This window comes from uncultured Thiodictyon sp., from assembly GCA_903837595.1.
In the GTDB taxonomy this organism is placed as follows: Bacteria; Pseudomonadota; Gammaproteobacteria; order Chromatiales; family Chromatiaceae; genus Thiodictyon.
In genome coordinates, this window is sequence record CAILVI010000575.1 from 15,925 (window position 1) to 34,320 (window position 18,396).

General features: G+C 65.9%; 21 protein-coding genes. 5 read left to right on the forward strand and 16 right to left on the reverse strand.

Going from position 1 to position 18,396, the window contains the following annotated elements; all coding sequences use genetic code 11:
* Positions 1–37 precede the first annotated feature (37 nt).
* The 15 genes from fabG to nth form a co-directional block, all read right to left on the reverse strand.
* Positions 38–778 carry a 3-oxoacyl-ACP reductase FabG gene (gene fabG / locus QZY44_RS35425; RefSeq protein ID WP_295459151.1) on the reverse strand — a complete coding sequence of 247 codons (741 nt, stop codon included), beginning with the start codon at positions 776–778 and terminating at the stop codon, positions 38–40.
* On the reverse strand, positions 765–1,727 hold the full coding sequence (gene fabD / locus QZY44_RS35430; RefSeq protein ID WP_295459153.1) for an ACP S-malonyltransferase: 963 nt from the start codon (positions 1,725–1,727) through the stop codon (positions 765–767). The genes fabG and fabD overlap by 14 nt, the downstream gene beginning before the upstream one ends.
* 23 nt (positions 1,728–1,750) lie before the next feature.
* Complete coding sequence (locus QZY44_RS35435) at positions 1,751–2,707, reverse strand: beta-ketoacyl-ACP synthase III (protein WP_295459156.1); 957 nt, start codon at positions 2,705–2,707, stop codon at positions 1,751–1,753.
* On the reverse strand, positions 2,707–3,777 hold the full coding sequence (gene plsX / locus QZY44_RS35440) for a phosphate acyltransferase PlsX (RefSeq protein ID WP_295459158.1): 1,071 nt from the start codon (positions 3,775–3,777) through the stop codon (positions 2,707–2,709). Before plsX ends, QZY44_RS35435 begins: the two co-directional genes overlap by 1 nt.
* A gap of 116 nt (positions 3,778–3,893) precedes the next feature.
* Positions 3,894–4,070: a 50S ribosomal protein L32 gene (gene rpmF, locus QZY44_RS35445; RefSeq protein WP_295459161.1), complete on the reverse strand. Its 177-nt coding sequence runs from the start codon at positions 4,068–4,070 to the stop codon at positions 3,894–3,896.
* A 56-nt stretch (positions 4,071–4,126) separates the two neighbouring features.
* Positions 4,127–4,675: a YceD family protein gene (locus QZY44_RS35450; RefSeq protein WP_295459163.1), complete on the reverse strand. Its 549-nt coding sequence runs from the start codon at positions 4,673–4,675 to the stop codon at positions 4,127–4,129.
* 39 nt (positions 4,676–4,714) lie between these two features.
* The gene (locus QZY44_RS35455) at positions 4,715–6,010 is read right to left on the reverse strand and encodes an adenylosuccinate synthase (RefSeq protein ID WP_295459166.1); all 1,296 of its coding nucleotides are present in this window, start codon (positions 6,008–6,010) and stop codon (positions 4,715–4,717) included.
* Between the two features lie 11 nt (positions 6,011–6,021).
* Complete coding sequence (locus tag QZY44_RS35460) at positions 6,022–7,233, reverse strand: ATP phosphoribosyltransferase regulatory subunit (RefSeq protein ID WP_295459208.1); 1,212 nt, start codon at positions 7,231–7,233, stop codon at positions 6,022–6,024.
* A gap of 25 nt (positions 7,234–7,258) precedes the next feature.
* A complete protein-coding gene (locus QZY44_RS36130) occupies positions 7,259–7,561 on the reverse strand; it encodes a DUF2065 domain-containing protein (protein ID WP_365305967.1) in 303 nt (100 codons plus the stop codon).
* 333 nt (positions 7,562–7,894) lie between these two features.
* Positions 7,895–8,266, reverse strand: coding sequence for a hypothetical protein (locus tag QZY44_RS35470; protein WP_295459169.1), 372 nt, complete (start codon positions 8,264–8,266; stop codon positions 7,895–7,897).
* A 49-nt stretch (positions 8,267–8,315) separates the two neighbouring features.
* Positions 8,316–8,870, reverse strand: coding sequence for a hypothetical protein (locus tag QZY44_RS35475; protein WP_295459172.1), 555 nt, complete (start codon positions 8,868–8,870; stop codon positions 8,316–8,318).
* Between the two features lie 3 nt (positions 8,871–8,873).
* Positions 8,874–10,637 carry a S8 family serine peptidase gene (locus QZY44_RS35480; protein ID WP_295459175.1) on the reverse strand — a complete coding sequence of 588 codons (1,764 nt, stop codon included), beginning with the start codon at positions 10,635–10,637 and terminating at the stop codon, positions 8,874–8,876.
* A gap of 192 nt (positions 10,638–10,829) precedes the next feature.
* Positions 10,830–11,909, reverse strand: a complete 1,080-nt coding sequence (gene queG, locus QZY44_RS35485) for a tRNA epoxyqueuosine(34) reductase QueG (RefSeq protein WP_295459178.1) — start codon at positions 11,907–11,909, stop codon at positions 10,830–10,832.
* Complete coding sequence (locus tag QZY44_RS35490; RefSeq protein ID WP_295459181.1) at positions 11,906–12,349, reverse strand: DUF1841 family protein; 444 nt, start codon at positions 12,347–12,349, stop codon at positions 11,906–11,908. The genes queG and QZY44_RS35490 overlap by 4 nt, the downstream gene beginning before the upstream one ends.
* A gap of 2 nt (positions 12,350–12,351) precedes the next feature.
* Positions 12,352–13,014 (reverse strand): endonuclease III, encoded by a 663-nt coding sequence (nth, locus tag QZY44_RS35495; protein ID WP_295459214.1) that lies wholly within the window; start codon positions 13,012–13,014, stop codon positions 12,352–12,354.
* Between the two features lie 93 nt (positions 13,015–13,107).
* Between nth and lexA the strand changes: the two genes are divergently transcribed.
* From lexA to QZY44_RS35510, 3 genes are all read left to right on the forward strand, one after another.
* A complete protein-coding gene (gene lexA, locus QZY44_RS35500) occupies positions 13,108–13,791 on the forward strand; it encodes a transcriptional repressor LexA (protein ID WP_295459183.1) in 684 nt (227 codons plus the stop codon).
* The gene (gene imuA, locus QZY44_RS35505; RefSeq protein WP_295459188.1) at positions 13,788–14,390 is read left to right on the forward strand and encodes a translesion DNA synthesis-associated protein ImuA; all 603 of its coding nucleotides are present in this window, start codon (positions 13,788–13,790) and stop codon (positions 14,388–14,390) included. The genes lexA and imuA overlap by 4 nt, the downstream gene beginning before the upstream one ends.
* Positions 14,391–14,581: 191 nt before the next feature.
* Complete coding sequence (locus QZY44_RS35510) at positions 14,582–16,018, forward strand: DNA polymerase Y family protein (RefSeq protein WP_295459190.1); 1,437 nt, start codon at positions 14,582–14,584, stop codon at positions 16,016–16,018.
* A gap of 43 nt (positions 16,019–16,061) precedes the next feature.
* Here the strand turns inward: QZY44_RS35510 and QZY44_RS35515 are convergent, their stop codons facing one another.
* Positions 16,062–16,565 (reverse strand): hypothetical protein, encoded by a 504-nt coding sequence (locus QZY44_RS35515; protein ID WP_295459192.1) that lies wholly within the window; start codon positions 16,563–16,565, stop codon positions 16,062–16,064.
* A 345-nt stretch (positions 16,566–16,910) separates the two neighbouring features.
* Between QZY44_RS35515 and QZY44_RS35520 the strand changes: the two genes are divergently transcribed.
* Both QZY44_RS35520 and QZY44_RS35525 read left to right on the forward strand, forming a co-directional pair.
* Entirely contained in the window at positions 16,911–17,183 is a 273-nt protein-coding gene (locus QZY44_RS35520; protein WP_295459194.1) for a hypothetical protein, read from the forward strand.
* An 878-nt stretch (positions 17,184–18,061) separates the two neighbouring features.
* Positions 18,062–18,268 carry a hypothetical protein gene (locus QZY44_RS35525; RefSeq protein ID WP_295459196.1) on the forward strand — a complete coding sequence of 69 codons (207 nt, stop codon included), beginning with the start codon at positions 18,062–18,064 and terminating at the stop codon, positions 18,266–18,268.
* Positions 18,269–18,396 lie beyond the last annotated feature (128 nt).

Here is an 18,396-nt window from a genome sequence, read left to right on the forward strand (position 1 = left end):
TGATTTTACTCGGGTTCAAGCCAAAGTCGGCCGACCCTCAGGCCATGTACATCCCGCCGTTGACGTGCAATGTCTCGCCGGTGATGTAGGCGGCGTGGCGGGAAGCCAGGAAGACGACCGCCGCGGCGACCTCCTCCGGCAGACCAAAGCGACCCAGCGGCACACCCCCGAGGATGATCGCTTGCTGGGCCTCGGGCAGTGCCCGCGTCATGTCGGTGTCGATCAGCCCGGGGGCGATGCAGTTGACCGTGATGGCGCGGGACCCGACCTCGCGGGCCAGGGATTTGGTGAATCCCATCATACCGGCTTTGGCCGCGGCATAGTTTGCTTGTCCAGCGTTGCCCATGGTGGCGACGACGGAGGTGATGTTGATGATGCGGCCTTTGCGCGCCTTGGTCATGCTGCGCAGGCACGCCTTCGACATCCGGTAGACGGACCCGAGGTTGGTGTCGATGACCGCGTCCCACTCATCCTCTTTCATACGCATTAAGAGGTTATCGCGGGTGATTCCGGCATTGTTGACGAGGATGCTGGGCGCGCCCAGGCACTGCGTCAAGGTCTCCATGGCTGCCTCGATCGAGGCGGGATCGGCGACATCAAGCACCAGCCCCAGGCCCTGATGGCCGGCGTCCGTCAGCGCCTGCGTGACGCCGTCGGCACCGCCCTGGGTGGTCGCGGTGCCGGCGACCACGGCGCCCTGTGCGGCCAGCGCAGCCGCAATAGCGCGGCCGATGCCGCGTGAGGCCCCAGTGACCAGTGCGATTTCACCCCTGAGCATGGGTCGTCTCCTCGTGCGCTGCGGTGAGTGCCGCGGCCAGCGTTTCCGGGTCGAAGACCGGCGCCGTGGTCATGGCCTTATCGATACGTTTGTTGAGCCCGGTCAGCACTTTGCCCGGGCCGAATTCGAGGGCGAGACGCACGCCGGCAGCGCTCATGGCCTCAATGGTCTCCACCCAGCGCACCGGCCGGTAGAGCTGCATGCACAGCCGCGTGCTCAGCCCCTCGACCGAGTCCGCCGCGGCGACATCGACATTGTGCAACACCGGCACCCGTGGGGGGTGCAGATCCAGTGCGGACAGGGCCTGCGCCAGTTGGATCGCCGCCGGGCGCATCAGCGCACAGTGCGAGGGTACGCTGACCGGCAGGGGCAGGGCGCGCTTGGCTCCCGCCGCCTTGCTGGCACGGATCGCGCGAGCGACGGCCGCGGCCTCACCGGCGATGACGACCTGGCCGGGGGCGTTGAAATTCACTGCCTCCAGCACGGCCCCCTGCGCCTGTTCGGCGCAGAGCGCCACCGCCTGCGCATCAGTCAGGCCGATCAGCGCGGCCATGGCCCCTTGGCCGAGCGGGACTGCGGCCTGCATGAATTGGGCGCGCGCGGCGGCCAACCGGACACCGTCGGCGAGACTCAAGGTCTCGGCCGCGACCAGTGCCGTGTATTCGCCCAGGCTGTGTCCAGCCATGATGGTCGGCGTCGGTCCGCCCTGGGCCTGCCAGACCCGCCACACGGCGACCCCGGCGGTGAGCATGGCCGGCTGGGTGTTCTCGGTCTGATCGAGCGCTTGGGCGGGGCCGGTGCTCACGAGCGCCCAGAGGTCGCGATTGAGTGCATCGGAGGCCTCCGCGAAGGTCTCGCGGACCAGCGGGAAGGCGGCGGCCAGCGCGTCGAGCATCCCGACGGACTGCGAGCCCTGGCCGGGAAAACAGCCTGCAAGTGGTGTTGTCATGTGCGTCTGTAACGAGCCGAAGGTTAGTAGCGTACCAGGGCCGAGCCCCAGGTAAAACCGCCGCCGATGGCCTCCAACAGTAGCAACTGTCCGCGCTGGATACGCCCGTCGCGCACCGCCGTGTCGAGGGCCAGAGGGATAGACGCGGCAGAGGTATTGGCGTGGTCGGCCACCGTGACCACGACGCGCTCCATCGGCAGATGGAGCTTGCGCGCGATGGCTTGGATGATGCGCAGGTTGGCCTGATGGGGGATGAACCAGTCGACGTCGGCCATCGTCAGCCGATTGGCGGCGAGGGTGTCCTCGACCAGCTTGCTCAGGACGTTCACCGCGAACTTGAAGACCTCGTTGCCTTTCATGGTCACGCGGTTGTTGTCGTAATCCCCGTTGCCGATGCCCCCCGGCACCTGCAGCATCTCCTTGTAAGCGCCGTCCGCGTGCAGACTGGTGACAACAATTCCGGGCTCGTCGGTGGCACCCAAGACCACGGCACCGGCGCCGTCGCCAAACAGCACGCAGGTGCCGCGGTCCTCCCAGTTCAGGAGGCGCGAGAAGGTCTCTGACCCGACCACCAGTACATGCCGGGCGGACCCGGTGCGGATGAACTTGTCGGCGATACTCAGCGCGTAGACGAAGCCAGCGCAGACGGCCTGGACATCGAAGGCGGGACAGCCATGGATATCCAGGCGTTGTTCCAGGATGGTGGCCGTGCTCGGGAAATACTGGTCCGGCGTGGTCGTGGCGACGATGATGAGATCGAGATCCGTCGCGGCTATCCCGGCCGCCTCAATGGCCAGGCGGGCGGCCCGCTCGGCCAGGTCGCAGCAGGTTTCACCCTCCACCACCAAGTGGCGCTTTTCGATTCCGCTGCGTTCACGGATCCAGGCGTCGGAGGTATCGACAAAGGCTTCGAGATCGGCATTGGTCACCACCCGCTCGGGGAGATAGCCGCCGGTCCCGAGAATTCGGGAGTATGTCATCAGGCGGTCGCTCTGAGCTGTTCGGTAACGATGGCCTCTCGACCGGCGCGGTCGATCCCGAGGTGCCGCCCCACCTGCTCGGCAATCCGGCGGGGGATGTCGCAGTGGATCTCTTGCTCGGCGATGCGGATCGCGTTTTCGAAGGCGAAGGCGTCCGCCCCGCCGTGACTCTTGATCACGATGCCGCGTAGCCCGAGCAGGCTGGCGCCGTTGTAACGGCGGGTGTCCATGGTGCGGCGGAAGCTGTTGATGATCGGTAGTGCCGCCAGTCCCGCCAGGCGGGTAAAGAGGTTGCGCTTGAATTCCGCGCTCAGGGTGTGGCGCACCAGTTTGGCGACCCCCTCGCTGCTCTTCAGGGCCACGTTGCCGACGAACCCGTCCGTGACCACCAGGTCAACGTCCTCCAGATAGACGTCGTCCCCCTCCGCGTAGCCCACATAGTTCAGCCCGCTGCGCGATAGCAGCTCATGCGCCTGCTTGACCTGCTCGTTGCCCTTCATCTCTTCCTGACCGATATTGAGCAGGGCGACCTTGGGCTCGGCAATACCGTCCACGGCCTTCACCAACTCACTACCCATCACGGCGAATTGCAGCAGGTGTTCGGCGGTGCAGTCGACGTTGGCACCCAAGTCGAGCATGTGGGTGTGTCCATGCAGCGAAGGCACGGCCGTGATGATCGCGGGGCGATCCACGCTGGGCAGCATCTTGAGTACAAAGCGTGCGATGGCCATCAGCGCCCCGGTGTTACCGGCGCTCACGCAGGCGTTGGCCTCGCCGGTCTTGACCAGGTTGATGGCTACGCGCATGGACGAGTCTTTCTTGTTACGCAGGGCCTTGGAGGGCGACTCGTCCATCTCGACCGTTTCGGTGGCGTGGTGGATACGGATCCGCTCGCCCCACTTCTTGATTGCCTTGGTGCCCAGTTCGGAGCGGATCCGCGCTTGGTCTCCGACCAGGATCAGGTCCACGACACTGTTGTTGGCGAGGAAGCTCAAGGCCGCAGGCACCACGACGTGGGGGCCGTGGTCGCCGCCCATCGCGTCCAGGGCGATCGTGTGCCGCCCGTTCACAAAGGGTCTGGGTTCCTGTTGTATTGCTACCGGGTCCTCAGTCGGGCCGCCACTCGCTGGGGCGGCACCCGCTACCGATGTCGCGCGCACGACAGTCAAAGGTGCCGCATCCTCGGTCACTCGGCTTTATCCAGGACCTTCCGGCCGCGATAGAAGCCGTCAGCGGAGATGTGGTGACGCCGATGCACCTCGCCCGTGGTAGATTCCACCGACAGGGTCGGGCCGGTGAGTGCGTCGTGGGAGCGGCGCATGTCGCGCCGTGAGCGGGTCTTGCGGTTCTGGGGAACAGCCATGGTCTTCTCCGGTGGGACGGTCAGTAGACCGTCCCAATGTTAAAAATCTAGGATTATTAGCCCTTGGACTTCAGTGCGGCGAGCACTGCGAACGGGTTTTTCTTCTCGTCCAGTGCGCCTGCCTGCGTGCTGTCGGTTGGGTCTGGGGGCAACGCGGCCTGGCATTCACCGACCTCGTGTATGGGCGCCAGCGGCAGAGCCAGCAGCAACTCGTCCTCGATCAGGTTCAGGGGGTTGATGGGTTCATCCCCGACCGGCAGCGCCTCGTACTGATCCGCCACCGCTGGGACCTGATCCAGGCCCAAGCGGTCTGAGTCGCTCGCCGCATGCACCAACGCCAGGGCGATGGGCAACTCCAAAGAAAGCCCGACCTCGCCCATGCAACGCTCGCACCGCAGCCGCAAATCCATCGCGACCTGACCCAGTGCCACCGCTTGCCTCGCCGCGTCGCGCTCAAAGGCAAGCGTGTAACGGGCCGGTCCGTCGGCCCCGACGACCGCCGCGGCCAGTCGGGGCAGTTGGGCGAGCGTCGCGCTGCCGGCAAAGGCCGCGCCGAGACGAACGGCCCGCCAGAGATCGAGTTCTTGAGGCAGTGGAGCGAACATAAGCGCGGCAAAGTAACCGATCTATGGTTAGCGAGTCAATCAGAGCGCGAACGGATGACGCAGCACCAGGGTCTCGCCCCGGTCCGGTCCGGTGGAGATCAGGTCGATAGGCAGCCCGCACAGGTCCTCAATCGTCTTGAGATAGGCCCTGGCATTGGCCGGCAGGGCGTCGAGTGATGCGGCGCCCACCGTGGACTCCGACCAACCCGGCAGTTCCAGATAGCGCGGCGTGCAGCGGGCGAGCGTATCGGCACCAATCGGCAGGGTGGTGATCGTCTGCCCATCCAGCTCGTAGGCGGTGCAGATCTTCAGCCGCTGCATGCCGTCGAGTACATCCAGCTTGGTGATGCAGATCCCGGTGACGCTGTTGATGGCGAAGGAGCGCTTGAGTGCCACCATGTCCAGCCAGCCGCAGCGCCGCTTGCGCCCGGTGGTGGCGCCGAACTCGTGCCCGCGTGCGCTCAGGCGATCGCCGTCGGCGTCGAACAGTTCGGTCGGGAAGGGCCCGCCGCCGACGCGGGTCGTGTAGGCCTTGACGATCCCCAGGATGTAGTCGAGATCGCGCGGACCCACGCCGCTGCCGCAGGCGGCACCGCCAGCCGTGGTGTTGGAAGACGTGACATAGGGATAGGTGCCGTGGTCGATGTCGAGCATCGACCCTTGGGCGCCCTCGAAGAGCACGTCGGCACCCTGGGCGCGCAGTGCGTGCAGCACTCCCGGGACGTCCACCACCATGGGCCGCAGCTGCTCCGCGTGGGCCAGGGCCTCGTCGAGCACCGCGGCGTAGTCCACCGGGGCGCACTTGAAATAGTGTGCCAGGGTGAAATTGTGATAATCGAGCACCTCGCGCAGGCGCTCCTTGAAGTGTTCGGGGTCGAGCAGTTCGCCTAAGCGAATCCCGCGCCGGGCCACCTTGTCCTCGTAGGCCGGTCCAATGCCGCGCCCGGTGGTGCCGATGGCCTTGGTGCCGCGGGCCGTCTCCCGCGCCAGGTCCAGCGCCACGTGGTAGGGTAGGATCAGCGCGCAGGCGGCGCTGAGCCCCAAGCGCTCGCGCACCGGCACGCCGGTTTGCTCCAGGGCGGCGATCTCGGTCAGCAGGGCCTGTGGCGACAGGACCACGCCGTTGCCGATGAGGCAGCGTACCCCGGCGCGCAGGATGCCCGAGGGCACCAGGTGCAGGACGGTCTTGACCCCGTCGATCACCAGCGTATGGCCAGCGTTGTGGCCGCCCTGAAAGCGCACCACGGCGCTCACGTGCTCGGTGAGCAGGTCGACGACCTTGCCCTTGCCTTCGTCACCCCATTGGGTGCCAATCACGACGACGTTATTGCCCATCTGCGAGATTCCTAAACTTCATCAAGTGCTTGAATTTCCCAACCGCCCGCGCCCTGGACCAGATGCCGGTCGCAGCGCAGTGCGCGGGGCGTTTGCTGCGGGGCGGCGGCGTCGCCCGCGGGCAGGGCGGTGATGACCCGCTCCCCCGCCTGGCGTAGCCGTTGAATCTGTGTGAGCAGCGCCGGGTCGCTCGACCAGGGGGCATAGATCGCCGGGGTCTCGGCGGCGCGGCTCGCCAGTTGCGTACCCAGGCGCAGCAACCCCTTGAGGTCGCTGCTGAAGCCCACCGCCGGGCGTGCCCGTCCGAACACCCGACCGATGTCGTCATAGCGCCCGCCGCGGGCGATCTCCAACCCCCAGCCGGGGACGAAGGCGGCGAACACGGCGCCGGTCTTGTAGCGATAGCCGCGCAGTTCCGCCAGGTCGTAATGGATTGAGACGTCCGGCAGCCAGTCGTGCAGGGCGGCGGCGAGCCGACGCAGATCGTCCACTGCCTCCTGTACCGCCGGCTCGGCCAGGCGCAGCACCGTGGCGGCACGGGTCAGGGCGTCGTCCCCGTTCAGATCGGCCAGGGCGATCAGCATGTCGGCCACCGCGGCCGTCAGCCCGCAGTCGGCGACCAGGGTCTCGATCTCCGGGATCGCCTTGCGTTGCAGCGCATCGAACAGTGCGTGTTCCTGATGGGCGGTGAGGACGGCCTGGCGGGCCAGGCCGCGGAAGATGCCCACATGCCCCAAGTCCAGATAGCAGCCGGAGATGCCCGCGGCGCTTAGGGTCGCGCTGATCAGACGCAAGATCTCGACCTCGCTCTCGATCCCCGCGTGGCCGAAAATCTCCGCGCCGATCTGATAAGGACTGCGCGTTCCGGCGAAGCCGTCGGCGCGGGTATGCAGCACCGTGCCGAGGTAACACAACCGTGTGGGGGTGTCGCGGCGCAGGTGGTGCGCGTCGATGCGCGCCACCTGGGGTGTCATATCCGCCCGTACGCCCAGCATGCGGCCACTCAGCTGATCCGTGAGCTTGAAGGTCTGTAGATCAAGGTCCTGCCCGGTTCCCGTCAACAGGGACTCCAGGTAGTCGATGAAGGGTGGGATGACCAGTTCGTAGCCCCAACCCCGGTAGAGGTCCAGCAGGTCCCGGCGCAGGGACTCCAGCACCTGTGCCTGGGGCGGCAGAATCTCCTCAATCCCGGTCGGCAGCAGCCAGCGTTCCTCGTCCATCAATACCACTTTAAATTGATCCGTACGCTCAGTTGACCAGATACAGCAGGCCGACGCCAGCCACCATGCTGACCAGTCCGGTCAGATGTAGTCTGCCATCGGATTCGCGGGCGACCGCGAGTAGGGCGCGCCGAAAGCTCGGGGGGCTCAGAAAGGGCCAGATGCCCTCCGCGACCAAGAGCAGTGCCGCCGCGATCAGGAGTTCATGCACCAGCGTCTTCTCACCCGGTTGGCAGGGGGTAAGGTCGGCGGCCGGTGCCGGGCGGCCCCATGGCGATCCCCTGAACGATTCAAGCCCAGCAGTGTTCCAGACCCGGCGGCGTTTGTCCAACCCGCGTCTCCTGGCGTAGCCTTTAAGAATGACCCTGGCGCCCGTCCCGGTGCCGCGTGGCGCGGGGGCGACGGTCACGATGGGGCGCTTGGGGGCGCCCGGCGGGACTTTGGTGGATGCCTTATTTTCCAGCGGGTGATGCAGCGCAGGAGAGTGGCGCTGGGGGATTTCCGCAGGGTTTGCCCGGCGTTGGGTAAACCCTGCGGAAACTCGTAACAGCCAGCGCCCGGCCGCGACCCGGTGACAGAATCCGGAAGCTTCAGATTCTATTAATCTTTGCTGATACGCCAGATTCGTGTACAGCGCGCGACGTCATGACGGGGTTGCTGTTATTCACCAGTTGTAGATGTCGATACGATTGGCGAAACAATAGCCGTTATGCAGTTTCGTGTCGTCTATCGAAAACCCCGCGTTCTTCTGGGTCGCAAGGGCCAGCTGCGCCTGGTCCAGCATGCGATAGGCCCTGACCGTGTCGGTGAAGTCGCCGGTACAACTGAAGCTTACCCAATTAGCCCCGCAGCCCGGCAGCGTGCTCGTTGGGCTTACGCTCAAAAACGCCATACAGCCACCAAAGTTCGCCGAATCAATCAGGACACCGAGGACTTTCGCTGCAAAAAAGCCGGTGGCGGCTCCAGCCGATGGGCTTACTAACGCCGCGAGCAGCAGGCTTGCGGTACCGATTCGCTTTACCGATTGAATTTTCATAAAACTGCCTCTGACAGGTTGGTTGTGATTGAGAACAACTGTGTGCGCATCACCTTGGTATCGCAGTGCCTTTTTTGTCAATGGGGAAGAATGCCGAGGCATTCAGTGATGGGCCGATACTTACGGTGGGATGCGTATTTTCACTGGGGAGAGTGGTATGGGCATCGGCGTCAAGCGGTTCGCCGAGCCTGACGGGCTCAGGCTGCGCTTCCGCGGCATTTGCGGCGTACGGATGGTCGGCATCAAGGACTTTACCGATCTCCTTCGGCTCTGGCGGATTGCGCTCGATGCTGCCGCGATGATCCGCGTCCAGCGGTTCGCCGATCTCGACGACCGCGGTGGGTGGGGGCGGTGGCGGCTCATCGACGATGGGTAAGTGGGCAATGTTTGCAGGCGCCCCGGATCGTGCTGGGGCCATGGCCCTCGATACCGGAGTGACCGACGCAGGTCTTTGGATCGGCTGCGTGGGCTGCGCGTTGCGCGCGTTGGCAGCGCTGCGCTCGGTCGCGAGCTGATCCTTTGCGCCGTACTCGAGCATGAGCAACGCGGCCGTGGCGAGGATGCCAACCGCGAGTGAGGCATAAAGGTAAGGGTGTCGCATCATGGCTTAGTTCCCCAGGAGCGTGCGCCAACCGCCGCGATTGGGCAGTAAAAGGTCACCGGGCAGCGCGCTGACCGCTTTGGCCAGATTGACGCGAGGCTTACTGACGGCGATCTTGGTATCGGTAATGATATCACCGTTATTGATCAAGTAGTTGCGGACTTCGGCGGGCGTGAGAAAGACGCCGGTCTTGGCCTTGAATGCGCTTTGCAGAATGGCGGCAGCGCCGGCAGCATAGGGGCTGGCAGCGGAGGTTCCGCCGAAAGTCATGTCGTAGTTTTTCGTCGGGTCGCCGCCGGTGCCGACGATCGTCGTCGTATAAGCATTGTTCGATGGGGCAAAAAGGGTCATGAAGGAGGCCGAATTTGAGTATGCCGTCACCTTGTCGGCAGCGGTGGTAGGGTCATCCGCGGCAAAATTAGCGGTTTTGCTGCAGCCAGGGTATGGATATTTGGAACAGGCATTAGCCGAGACGCACCACCCAACCTGTGGCCCAATGTTCGCATCGTAAACAGCTCCGACTGAATTAACGAAAGAAATGCAGGCCGGGTCGCCCATGCTGCCGCATAGCCCTTCGTTGCCGGATGCGGCAAAGATGGTAATACCGGCAGATACGACTCTCAGCGCGGCGGTAGTAACATTGGACAGCGCGTCGCAGGTCGACGCATACTCACCACCGCCGAAGCTGTGATTGATGATCAGAATCGGATTCTTCGGATCATTATTCTTGTTCGTGATCACCCACTCCCAGGCGGCGATGGTATCAGCGTCGGCCGCCGAGTCTGAGTTGGTGGGCGTAATTTTCAAGGCATACAACTTGGCTTCCGGGGCGACGCCGCCGATATAGTCGCCCGAGGTGGTTAGATCGCCGGCGGCGATTCCAGCGCAGGCGGTGCCGTGGGAATTACCTTGAGGCCGAGGATCAGCGTTCTTGTCAGCCGTATTATAACCACCAATCACTTTGGCGTTGAAAATGGGGCTGCCGCCATTGCCAAGCATGGGGTGGGCGGTATCGACTCCGCTATCGGTGATGGCGATACTCACACCGCGGCCTTTATAGGTGCCTGGCGGATAGGTGCCCGGCGGTATGTCGGCACGCATCAGCGGGATACCTTGCTTTGAGTACATTTTCTGTGTGCGGTTTTTTGTGACCTGGACGACCTCGGGGCTCGCGAGGATCTGCTGCAGGACAGCGGCCGTGACGTCGGCAGCGAATCCAAACTGGTAGGAGAACTGTTGTCTGACGCGCAGCCCGGGCGATGCCAGCTGCGTGATGACCTGAGTGACCTTGCTCTCGACGGTGCTGCGCAGCTGAGTGCGGATACTCTCATTGCTGAGATCATAGAAGACCGGTGCGCCAGGTTTCTCTGCACCCGCCGGCATCGTGGCGGCCCGTTGTGATTGCGTGGCTAAGGCGTTGGCGGCAGTCGTTGGTGTGAGGGTGACGATCACCGACGTGGTGGCAGCCCCCAGCCTCAGTTCTTCTAAGATAGCATTACTGTCCAGTAGCTTGGGGTCGCTGGCCAAACGCACGAGCTGCGCCTTATCGACGGGGGCTGCCGCTGATGCGTCAGACGCTATCCCCTGCGCCACGCCGTAGCCCGGCGATAGCGCCAACACGAAACAGAAACCAGCGGCCCTCGTGTAGCGGTTTCGCTGCATCGCAAGGCTCCCAATTGACTTGCTAGACATAGGGGATTTTCTCGCATTAGTCTCGTAGGTGAAAATCGGACAAACAGCGGGAGAGAATTCCTGCTTGGCATCCGACATGGACACCTCGACAATCCAGCAACGCACTGAATCGTCGGATCAGCGTGCCTGTCTTTGCTTCAGAGACCTCTGCCTCGTTCGCCTTTGTTCGTAAGTTGAAGATCCGCTAATTGGAGCTTAGTCGAGCTATGGACCGTGTCAAGGTGAGAGTTCTAGCAGTTCCACGGGTGCGCGTCAATATGCAAGATAGCTTCATACTTCAGGGCGCTCCTGGCGGGTCAGTGCCCAATAGACATGTTCGCGCACCAGCGGGCTCGGATTCCCGGTGCGCGACGCTAAGGCGGCGTGCACGCTCGGGGCTACCGGGGCATTGCCGAGCGCGACGGCCAGATTGCGCAGCCAGCGCTCATGGCCGATGCGCCGGATCGCCAAGCCCTCGGTGCGGGCCAGGAAGGTTGGCTCATCCCAGGCGAAGAGCTTTATCAGGGTCGCGGTGGCGAGTCCAGCGCGGGGCCGAAAGTCCGGTTCTGTGCTCAGGCGGGCAAAGCGATTCCAGGGGCAGGCCAGTTGGCAGTCGTCGCAGCCGTAGATGCGGTTGCCCAGCAATGGGCGCAGCGGCTCTGGGATGCTCCCGTGGTGCTCGATGGTGAGATAGGAGATGCAGCGGCGGGCGTCGAGCCGATAGGGGGCCACGATGGCCCCGGTCGGGCAGGCCGTGAGGCAGGCGCGGCAGCGACCGCAGTGGTCGCGTCCCGGCAGGTCCGGCGGCAGGACCAGCCCCGTGTAAATGACCCCCAGAAAAAACCAGGAGCCGGCGTGCCGGTCGATCAGGTTGGTGTGCTTGCCGATCCAGCCCAGACCGGCGCGCTGCGCCAACGGTTTTTCCAGCACCGGGGCGGAATCGACGAAGACCCGGTGGCCGAAGGGGCCAATCGCCGCGGTGATGCGATCGGCCAGCTGTTGCAGGCGGCGGCGCAGGACCTTGTGATAGTCCCGCCCCAGTGCATAGCGTGAGATGAAGGCGCGGGCCGGATCCGCCAGGGCCGCCGCCATGGCCGTGGGTGGCTGGGGCAGATAATCCAGGCGCGCCACGATCACACTGCGGGTGCCGGGGACCAGTTCCTCGGGGCGGGCGCGGCGCGTGCCATGGCGGGCCATATAGTCCATGTCGCCGTGGTAGCCCTGTGCCAGCCAGTCGGCGAGGCGAGCCTCGGCGGCACTCAGGTCCGTATCCGTGATGCCGACCTGCTGCAGGCCCAGTTCCCGGCCCCAGTCCTTGATCGCCACAGCCAGCGTGGCGCCGTCTGGGGGTTGCGCGGGCGCCTGCGTCACCGTGGCCGCAGGCCCCCACCGGCGCGCTTGATGCACTTGAGATAGGCCTTGTCGTTGAACGGATGGTCGTCGCGCTGGAGGCGCCACAGGCCCTCCGCCAAGCACTGCATTATTCGATGCTCGGCCTCATGGACGTCCCCGGTGGTCGCCACCAACTGCTGGTGCAGACGGCGGATACCAGCCGGCTGGTCGACGCTCAACTGGTCCAGGATGGCGATATGCAGGCCCATGTGCAGGAAAGGATTGGTCTGGCCTGAGTCGGGTGAAAAGTCCCGGTCCAGGTTGCGCTCCGGGTCGCTCAGATAGTCCTCGTACTCGGGGTGCATGCGCGCGATTTGCACGATCTGGGCCTCCACCGGCGCCAGTGGTTGCCCGGCCTTGGCCTTGGCCCAGGCCGTGATGAAGGTGCTGCGGTGGCTTTGGCGGTCGGCGGGGAACATGGTTAAGGCTCGCTGTTGCAGGTGGATCTCACCGCCGGCGTCTTGTCCGGGAACTCACACAGGTCGGCGATGGGGCAGGTGGGACAATTGGGGGTGCGGGCCACGCAGACATAGCGTCCGTGCAGGATCAGCCAGTGGTGGGCGTCCTTCAGGAACTCCCGGGGCACGTGCCGCAGGAACGCCTGTTCCACCGCGAGCGGCGTCTTGCCCGGGGCGATGCGGGTGCGGTTGCCGACCCGGAAGAGATGCGTGTCCACTGCCATGGTTGGCTCGCCGAAGGCAGTGTTGAGTACCACATTGGCGGTCTTGCGGCCCACTCCGGGCAGAGCCTCCAAGGACTGGCGATCCCGCGGTACGTTGCCGTTGTGTATGGCCACCAGCCGTTCGCAGGTCGCGATCAGGTGGCGCGCCTTGCTGTTGAAGAGCCCGATGGTACGGATGTAGTCCTTGAGTCCCGCCTCGCCCAGGTCCAGGATCGTCTGAGGGGTGTTGGCGATGGCAAAGAGCCGGGCCGTCGCCTGGTTGACACTCTTGTCGGTCGCCTGGGCGGAGAGGATCACGGCCACCAGCAGCTCAAACGGCCCCTGATAGACAAGCTCGGTGGTCGGGTGCGGGTTGGCGGCGCGCAGGCGCTCGAAGATCTGGCGGCGTTTGGCGGCGTTCATGGGCGGCAAGGATAGGGCGCCGCGCCCGCCGGGCCAAGCCCCTTGAGCGCGGGCCCTCTTGCAAATCATCCATAGCTGGATAAAAATACAGTGATGACCGACCGACTCACCGACCGTCAACGCCAGGTCCTGGACCTGATCGAACGTCACATCCACGCGACCGGGGTGCCGCCGACCCGTGCCGAGATCGCCGACGCCCTGGGATTCCGTTCCGCCAATGCGGCGGAGGACCATCTGCGCGCATTGGCCCGGCACGGTGCTATCGAACTCACCCGTGGGCGTTCCCGGGGCATCCGGCTGATCGAGTTCGGGGACGAGGCTGCCGACGGCACGTCGGTGCGCGCCGGCATGGGCGGCACTGCGTTGGACCTGCCGGTGATCGGCCGGGTCGCCGCCGGCAGCCCCATCCTGGCCGCCGAGCACGTCGAGGACCGCTACCCGATCGGCCCCGACCTGTTCCATCCCCGGGCCGACTTTCTGCTGCGGGTGCGCGGCAGCAGCATGCGCGATGCCGGCATCCTCGACGGTGACCTGCTTGCCGTCCACGCCGCCCAGACGGCCGAGAACGGTCAGATCGTAGTGGCGCGGCTCAATGATGGGGTCACGGTCAAGCGCCTGCGCCGCCATGCCCGCTGGGTCTATCGCGTCCAACTGGTGGCGGAGAACCCCGACTTTCCGCCGATTGTGGTGGATCTGCGCAAAGAGGCGTTGACCATCGAGGGCATCGCCGTCGGGGTGCTGCGCCTGGGCCTGGCCGGGCCGCAGCGGTTGTCATGAATCTGCAGCAGTTGCTAGCCCGGCGCACCGACCTCTGGCAGGGCCAGGTCGCCCGCGAACTGGCCCCGGCGGGGGTGCCCACCGGGCTCGCCGCCCTGGACCAGGCACTCATCGGGGGCGGCTGGCCCCCCGGCAGCCTCACCGAGCTGCTCGGGGACCGGCCCGGGGACGGGTTCGGGCTGGTCCTGCCGGCCCTGGCCCGGCTCCAGTCCCGCTGGCTGGTGCTGGTGGACCCGCCACTGCCGCCCTTCGCCCCGGCCCTGGCCGCCCGCGGGGTCGCCCTGGAGCGACTGGCGGTGGTGAGTGCCGGGGCGCGGGGCGCCTGGGCCGCCGAGCAGGGATTGCGCTCCGGGGCCTGTGCGGCGGTGCTGCTGTGGGGCGGGCGTTGGGACGACACGGCGCTGCGCCGGCTCCAGTTGGCCGCCGCCACCGGGGATGCACTGGCCTTCCTGTTCCGCGACCCGGACGCTGCCCGCGCGCCCTCGCCGGCCCCGCTGCGCCTGCGGGTGCAACCGGTCCCGAGCGGCTATCGGGTGACGGTCCTCAAACAGCGCGGCGGCCGGGGTGGGGCGGTTTTGAGCCTACCGGCGGCCGGGTAACACCGAGCCGGGCGGGGCATTCGCCCCGCCCGAAGCGTTTTCTGCGATCAGAGTGGGCAAGGTTGCCGGCGCCAATACGTTCGGGCCGGGGTCACAGACCCCGGCCCGCACCCCTTCCCTGCGATTTGTGGACCCGCCGACTACGAAACGGTCGCAATGCTGGATTATTTTGGCTGATCAAGGTCCATCCTGTGTTCTGGCTCGCACTCTATCTTCCCCACCTGCCCCTGGATGTCCTGGGACGGGCCTGTGCCGATGACCTCCCGCTCGCCATCGGCACCCAGGCCGAACGCATCCTGAGCTGCAACCCGGCCGCCGCCGCTCACGGCATCCGCCCGGGGCTCAAGGTCGGGGCCGCCCGTGCTCTGTGTGCGCAACTGCGGGTGCAGCCCCGGCGGCCGGCGGCTGAGCGCGAGGCACTGGAACGCCTGGCCGCTTGGTTGATGCGCTTTACCTCCCTGGTCAGCCTGGCGCCGCCCCGCTCACTGCTGCTGGACGTGGCCGCCAGCCTGCGCCTCTTCGGCGGGGCACCCTCCCTGCTGGGGCAGGTGGGGGAGGGTGTCGCCGCGCTCGGCTACCAGGGCCGCTTGGTACTCGCGCCGACGCCCCTGGGTGCCCTGGTGATGGCGATCCGCCAAGGCGGGGACGGCCCGATCATCCCCGACGGTCCCGCCCTGCGCGCGGCGCTGGATCCCTTGCCCCTGGCCGCCCTGGGACTGCGCCCCCGGGAACTAGACGACCTCACCGCCATGGGCCTGCGCCGGGTCGCCGACCTGCTGCGCCTGCCGCGGGCGGGGTTGCGCACCCGCCTGGGACCACGCCGGGTGGACTGGCTGGAGCGCCTGCTCGGCGAGGCCCCGGACCCGCGCCTGCCGTTCACGCCCCCGGCCGAGTATCACGGTTGTCTGGAACTGCCGGCGGAAGTGGAACTGGCGTCGGCACTGGTCTTTCCCTGCCGCCGCCTGCTCGCCGAGTTGGGCGGCTTTCTGCTCGGGCGCCGGGCTGGGGTGCAGCGGCTGGACTGGCACCTGGGCCATGCGCGGTGCGCCGACACCCGTCTGCACCTGGGGGCCATCGAGCCCCTGGCCGATCCGGAGCGCTGGCTGGAGCTGTTGCGCGGGCACCTGGAGCAGTTGGACTTGCCGGCCCCGGTGCGCGAGATCGGACTTGCGGCGACTGAACTGCGGCCCCTGAACCCCGCCGCCGGGGACCTGTTTCCCGGTTGCGCCGCCGCCGACGCGTCAGGCGGCCCTGGCCTGCTCGACCGGTTGCGCGCCCGCCTGGGTCCTGATGCCGTGTGCGGTCTCGCCCTGGTGGCCGACCACCGCCCCGAATACGCCTGGCGCTGGGTCGAGCCCGCCGAGGTGAGTTGCGGCATCCCCCGTGCGGACCGGCCATTGTGGCTACTGCCGCAACCCCAGCCGCTGGCCGAGCGCGCTGGCCGCCCCTGGCTAGACGGCGTACTCGACCTGGGCCAAGAGCGCGAGCGCATCGACACCGGTTGGTGGGACGATCACCCGGTGGCGCGTGACTATTTCGTCGCTACCAGTCGCCGCGGCGAGCGCCTTTGGGTCTATCGGGAACTCAAGGGCCGCGGTGGTTGGTATCTGCATGGGCGCTTCGGTTGACGTCCCTGGGAGCGCGGACCGGGAGCACTTCACCCCAATGAGACTATCGCGGATAACCAGCCCGCGCCTCGCTCTCCTTGACCGCGTTCACCCGCTCCTCGGCAGCATGCGCTGCGCTGATGGCGGCAGCGGCTTGTGCCTCCGCCTTGTCACGGGCAACTGCGTTGGCCTGGGTGCGATTGGCATGAAACCGATCGTACGCGGCGTTGGCCGCGTCCAGTTTCCTGCGTTTCTCCTCCTGGGCTGCAGCGGCCTCATCCTCGGCAGCCTGGAGCGCGGCGGATGGGGTGGCGGTGGCCCGGGGAGCGGCATCCCCACCCCCGGTGGTCGGTGCGGATGCCGCCGTGCCCTCGGCGGCCGGGGTAGCAATGGCCGGGGCATCGGCGACCGGGACCTTGACGGCTTCATCTGCGACGACCGGGGGGGCGATCGCCTGGCCAGCCACGGTTCCGCCTTCGACGACCGGTGCGGGCTGGGCACAGAGTGCGTCGGACAGTGAGATGGTCATGGCCGCGGCGCAGCTGACGATCACATGCTTCAGTGACATTTGCTGTTTCTCCAGGATTTAGGCCGGTATGGCGAGCAACGACGGCTCAGGGCACGATCGGCAATGGACGTGTACACCGGGCACCCCGCGTGAAGGTAGCACAGCCAGTGCTCGCCTTGCTCACGCCAACGAGTATTCGCTGCGCTGTGCCACCCTCTCGTTGATCACCTCCGGCAAGTCGAGCCGGTCGTACAGCCGGTTCCTGACCACTGGTGGACAGCGACGGGCGTGTGTCGGTGCGGCCCTGGCGATGGCTTGGGTCTAAGTGTGGTAGCGAGCGGACGCGAGGCCCCCAGGGTGCCATGCTTGAACTTGCCAAAAGCATGGTCTTAGAGGGCTATTTCGATGAAAAAAAGATATCTGGCTCTTGCCGTAATGAGCCTGATTAGCACTGCGGCGCTGGCCCAATTCGGGAACTTTGGCGATGCCATCGATCGCGTATTCGGCGGCGGCCATCAGGATCAACAGCGCTACCAGGAGCAACACAGGTACCAGGAGCAACACAGGTACCAGGGGCATGAATCGGCGCCGAACCGTTACCACACAAAGTCTTGCCCACCGGGGCTTGCCAAAAAGGGCAACGGTTGCATACCGCCGGGCCAGGCGAAAAAGTGGTGATGCGAGCGCTGCGTCGATCACCGGGGGCGGGCTGGGTGGCGCCTTGTGGGGCCGCTCAGGCGGTCGACGGGCAGGGCGGGGTCGAGGCTCTGGTACTGACTCTGGTCCGCTGTCGGCGAGCCTCCCAACGCGTCCGGCTCAGGGCGTCGGTCAGCTCCTGACGCCCTCTGATCACTTCCAGCCACCGAGCCCGCCCTGTGCGGGCTTTTTTTGGGTCGGGTTCGCGCTGGCGCCCGGCTGGGTGGGCACTACTGGTGGCCGGTTGCTGCCAGGCCTTGGAGATGATCCCCGGTGCACGCACCTACTCGACATCAACTTGACGAGAGCTTGAGCTGGTTGCGGAGGTGACACTATGCGACCCCTGATGATCAACGGTCGGCGCTGTTGCGGCGCCTGCGGTAAGGAACTTGCCGGGGGTGCCGGACGCTGTTTAGCCTGCCTCAGTGATGCGTTCGGCAGGCCACGGCATTTGTACCGCCGCGGGGATAGGGTGCGGCTGCTGGTCCTGGCCGCTGGCGGCTGGATGGGGGAGGGCGTCGTCATACGGGACCAACCGATTGATGACCCTACCGTTGCTTTTCGCAAAGATGACCCAGACGAGGCAGACCCCATCGGCTTCGTCCATTGGTCTGAACTGGAGTTGGTTGTGGTGGTTGCATCATGATCGTCCAGCGCGTCATGAGCCACCGTTGTGGCAACGCCAGCATTGGCGCTGCCTGACGGGGAACACCGTTTCCCGACGCTACCGACAGGTCGTGAAAATCGGGCGACGTCGTGCTGCCCGAACCGTACGGAAAACCCTGTCGACCCGCCATGTCGGCCGCCGGAAACCTCGACCCAAGGGTGGTCCGCTTGCCAATTGGCGACTCATAACGCGAGTGTTGGGTCTGGCCCTGGTCCTGACGGCGGGCGGCTGGCTGGTTGCGAGTGTCGTCACCGAAGACCAGCCCCTTGATGACGCGGCCGTCAATTTCTTGAAAGACGACCCGGGCGACGAGACCCCCCCAACGCGCCTTGCCCATTGGAGTGACATCGAGCTGATAGCGCCCGCGCAAGACGCGGACGAGCGGGTAATTAGTGCCTGACAGGAAACTCGCATTTTCCAGCACCGTCTATTCGTGACGGCCGGGAAATCCTTGGTCGAGCCGTCCCGGACGACGCGCGTATCTGCAATTAATACCAAACGCGTCTGCCAAGTGAGAGCGACTCGTAT

Coding starts and splice junctions, on each gene's coding strand:
- fabG (WP_295459151.1), bottom strand. CDS start 778: ATGCTCAGGGGTGAAATCGCACTGGTCACTGGGGCCTCACGCGGCATC.
- fabD (WP_295459153.1), bottom strand. CDS start 1,727: ATGACAACACCACTTGCAGGCTGTTTTCCCGGCCAGGGCTCGCAGTCC.
- QZY44_RS35435 (WP_295459156.1), bottom strand. CDS start 2,707: ATGACATACTCCCGAATTCTCGGGACCGGCGGCTATCTCCCCGAGCGG.
- rpmF (WP_295459161.1), bottom strand. CDS start 4,070: ATGGCTGTTCCCCAGAACCGCAAGACCCGCTCACGGCGCGACATGCGC.
- QZY44_RS35450 (WP_295459163.1), bottom strand. CDS start 4,675: ATGTTCGCTCCACTGCCTCAAGAACTCGATCTCTGGCGGGCCGTTCGT.
- QZY44_RS35455 (WP_295459166.1), bottom strand. CDS start 6,010: ATGGGCAATAACGTCGTCGTGATTGGCACCCAATGGGGTGACGAAGGC.
- QZY44_RS35470 (WP_295459169.1), bottom strand. CDS start 8,266: ATGAAAATTCAATCGGTAAAGCGAATCGGTACCGCAAGCCTGCTGCTC.
- QZY44_RS35475 (WP_295459172.1), bottom strand. CDS start 8,870: ATGATGCGACACCCTTACCTTTATGCCTCACTCGCGGTTGGCATCCTC.
- QZY44_RS35480 (WP_295459175.1), bottom strand. CDS start 10,637: ATGTCGGATGCCAAGCAGGAATTCTCTCCCGCTGTTTGTCCGATTTTC.
- QZY44_RS35490 (WP_295459181.1), bottom strand. CDS start 12,349: ATGTTCCCCGCCGACCGCCAAAGCCACCGCAGCACCTTCATCACGGCC.
- nth (WP_295459214.1), bottom strand. CDS start 13,014: ATGAACGCCGCCAAACGCCGCCAGATCTTCGAGCGCCTGCGCGCCGCC.
- lexA (WP_295459183.1), top strand. CDS start 13,108: ATGACCGACCGACTCACCGACCGTCAACGCCAGGTCCTGGACCTGATC.
- imuA (WP_295459188.1), top strand. CDS start 13,788: ATGAATCTGCAGCAGTTGCTAGCCCGGCGCACCGACCTCTGGCAGGGC.
- QZY44_RS35515 (WP_295459192.1), bottom strand. CDS start 16,565: ATGTCACTGAAGCATGTGATCGTCAGCTGCGCCGCGGCCATGACCATC.
- QZY44_RS35520 (WP_295459194.1), top strand. CDS start 16,911: ATGAAAAAAAGATATCTGGCTCTTGCCGTAATGAGCCTGATTAGCACT.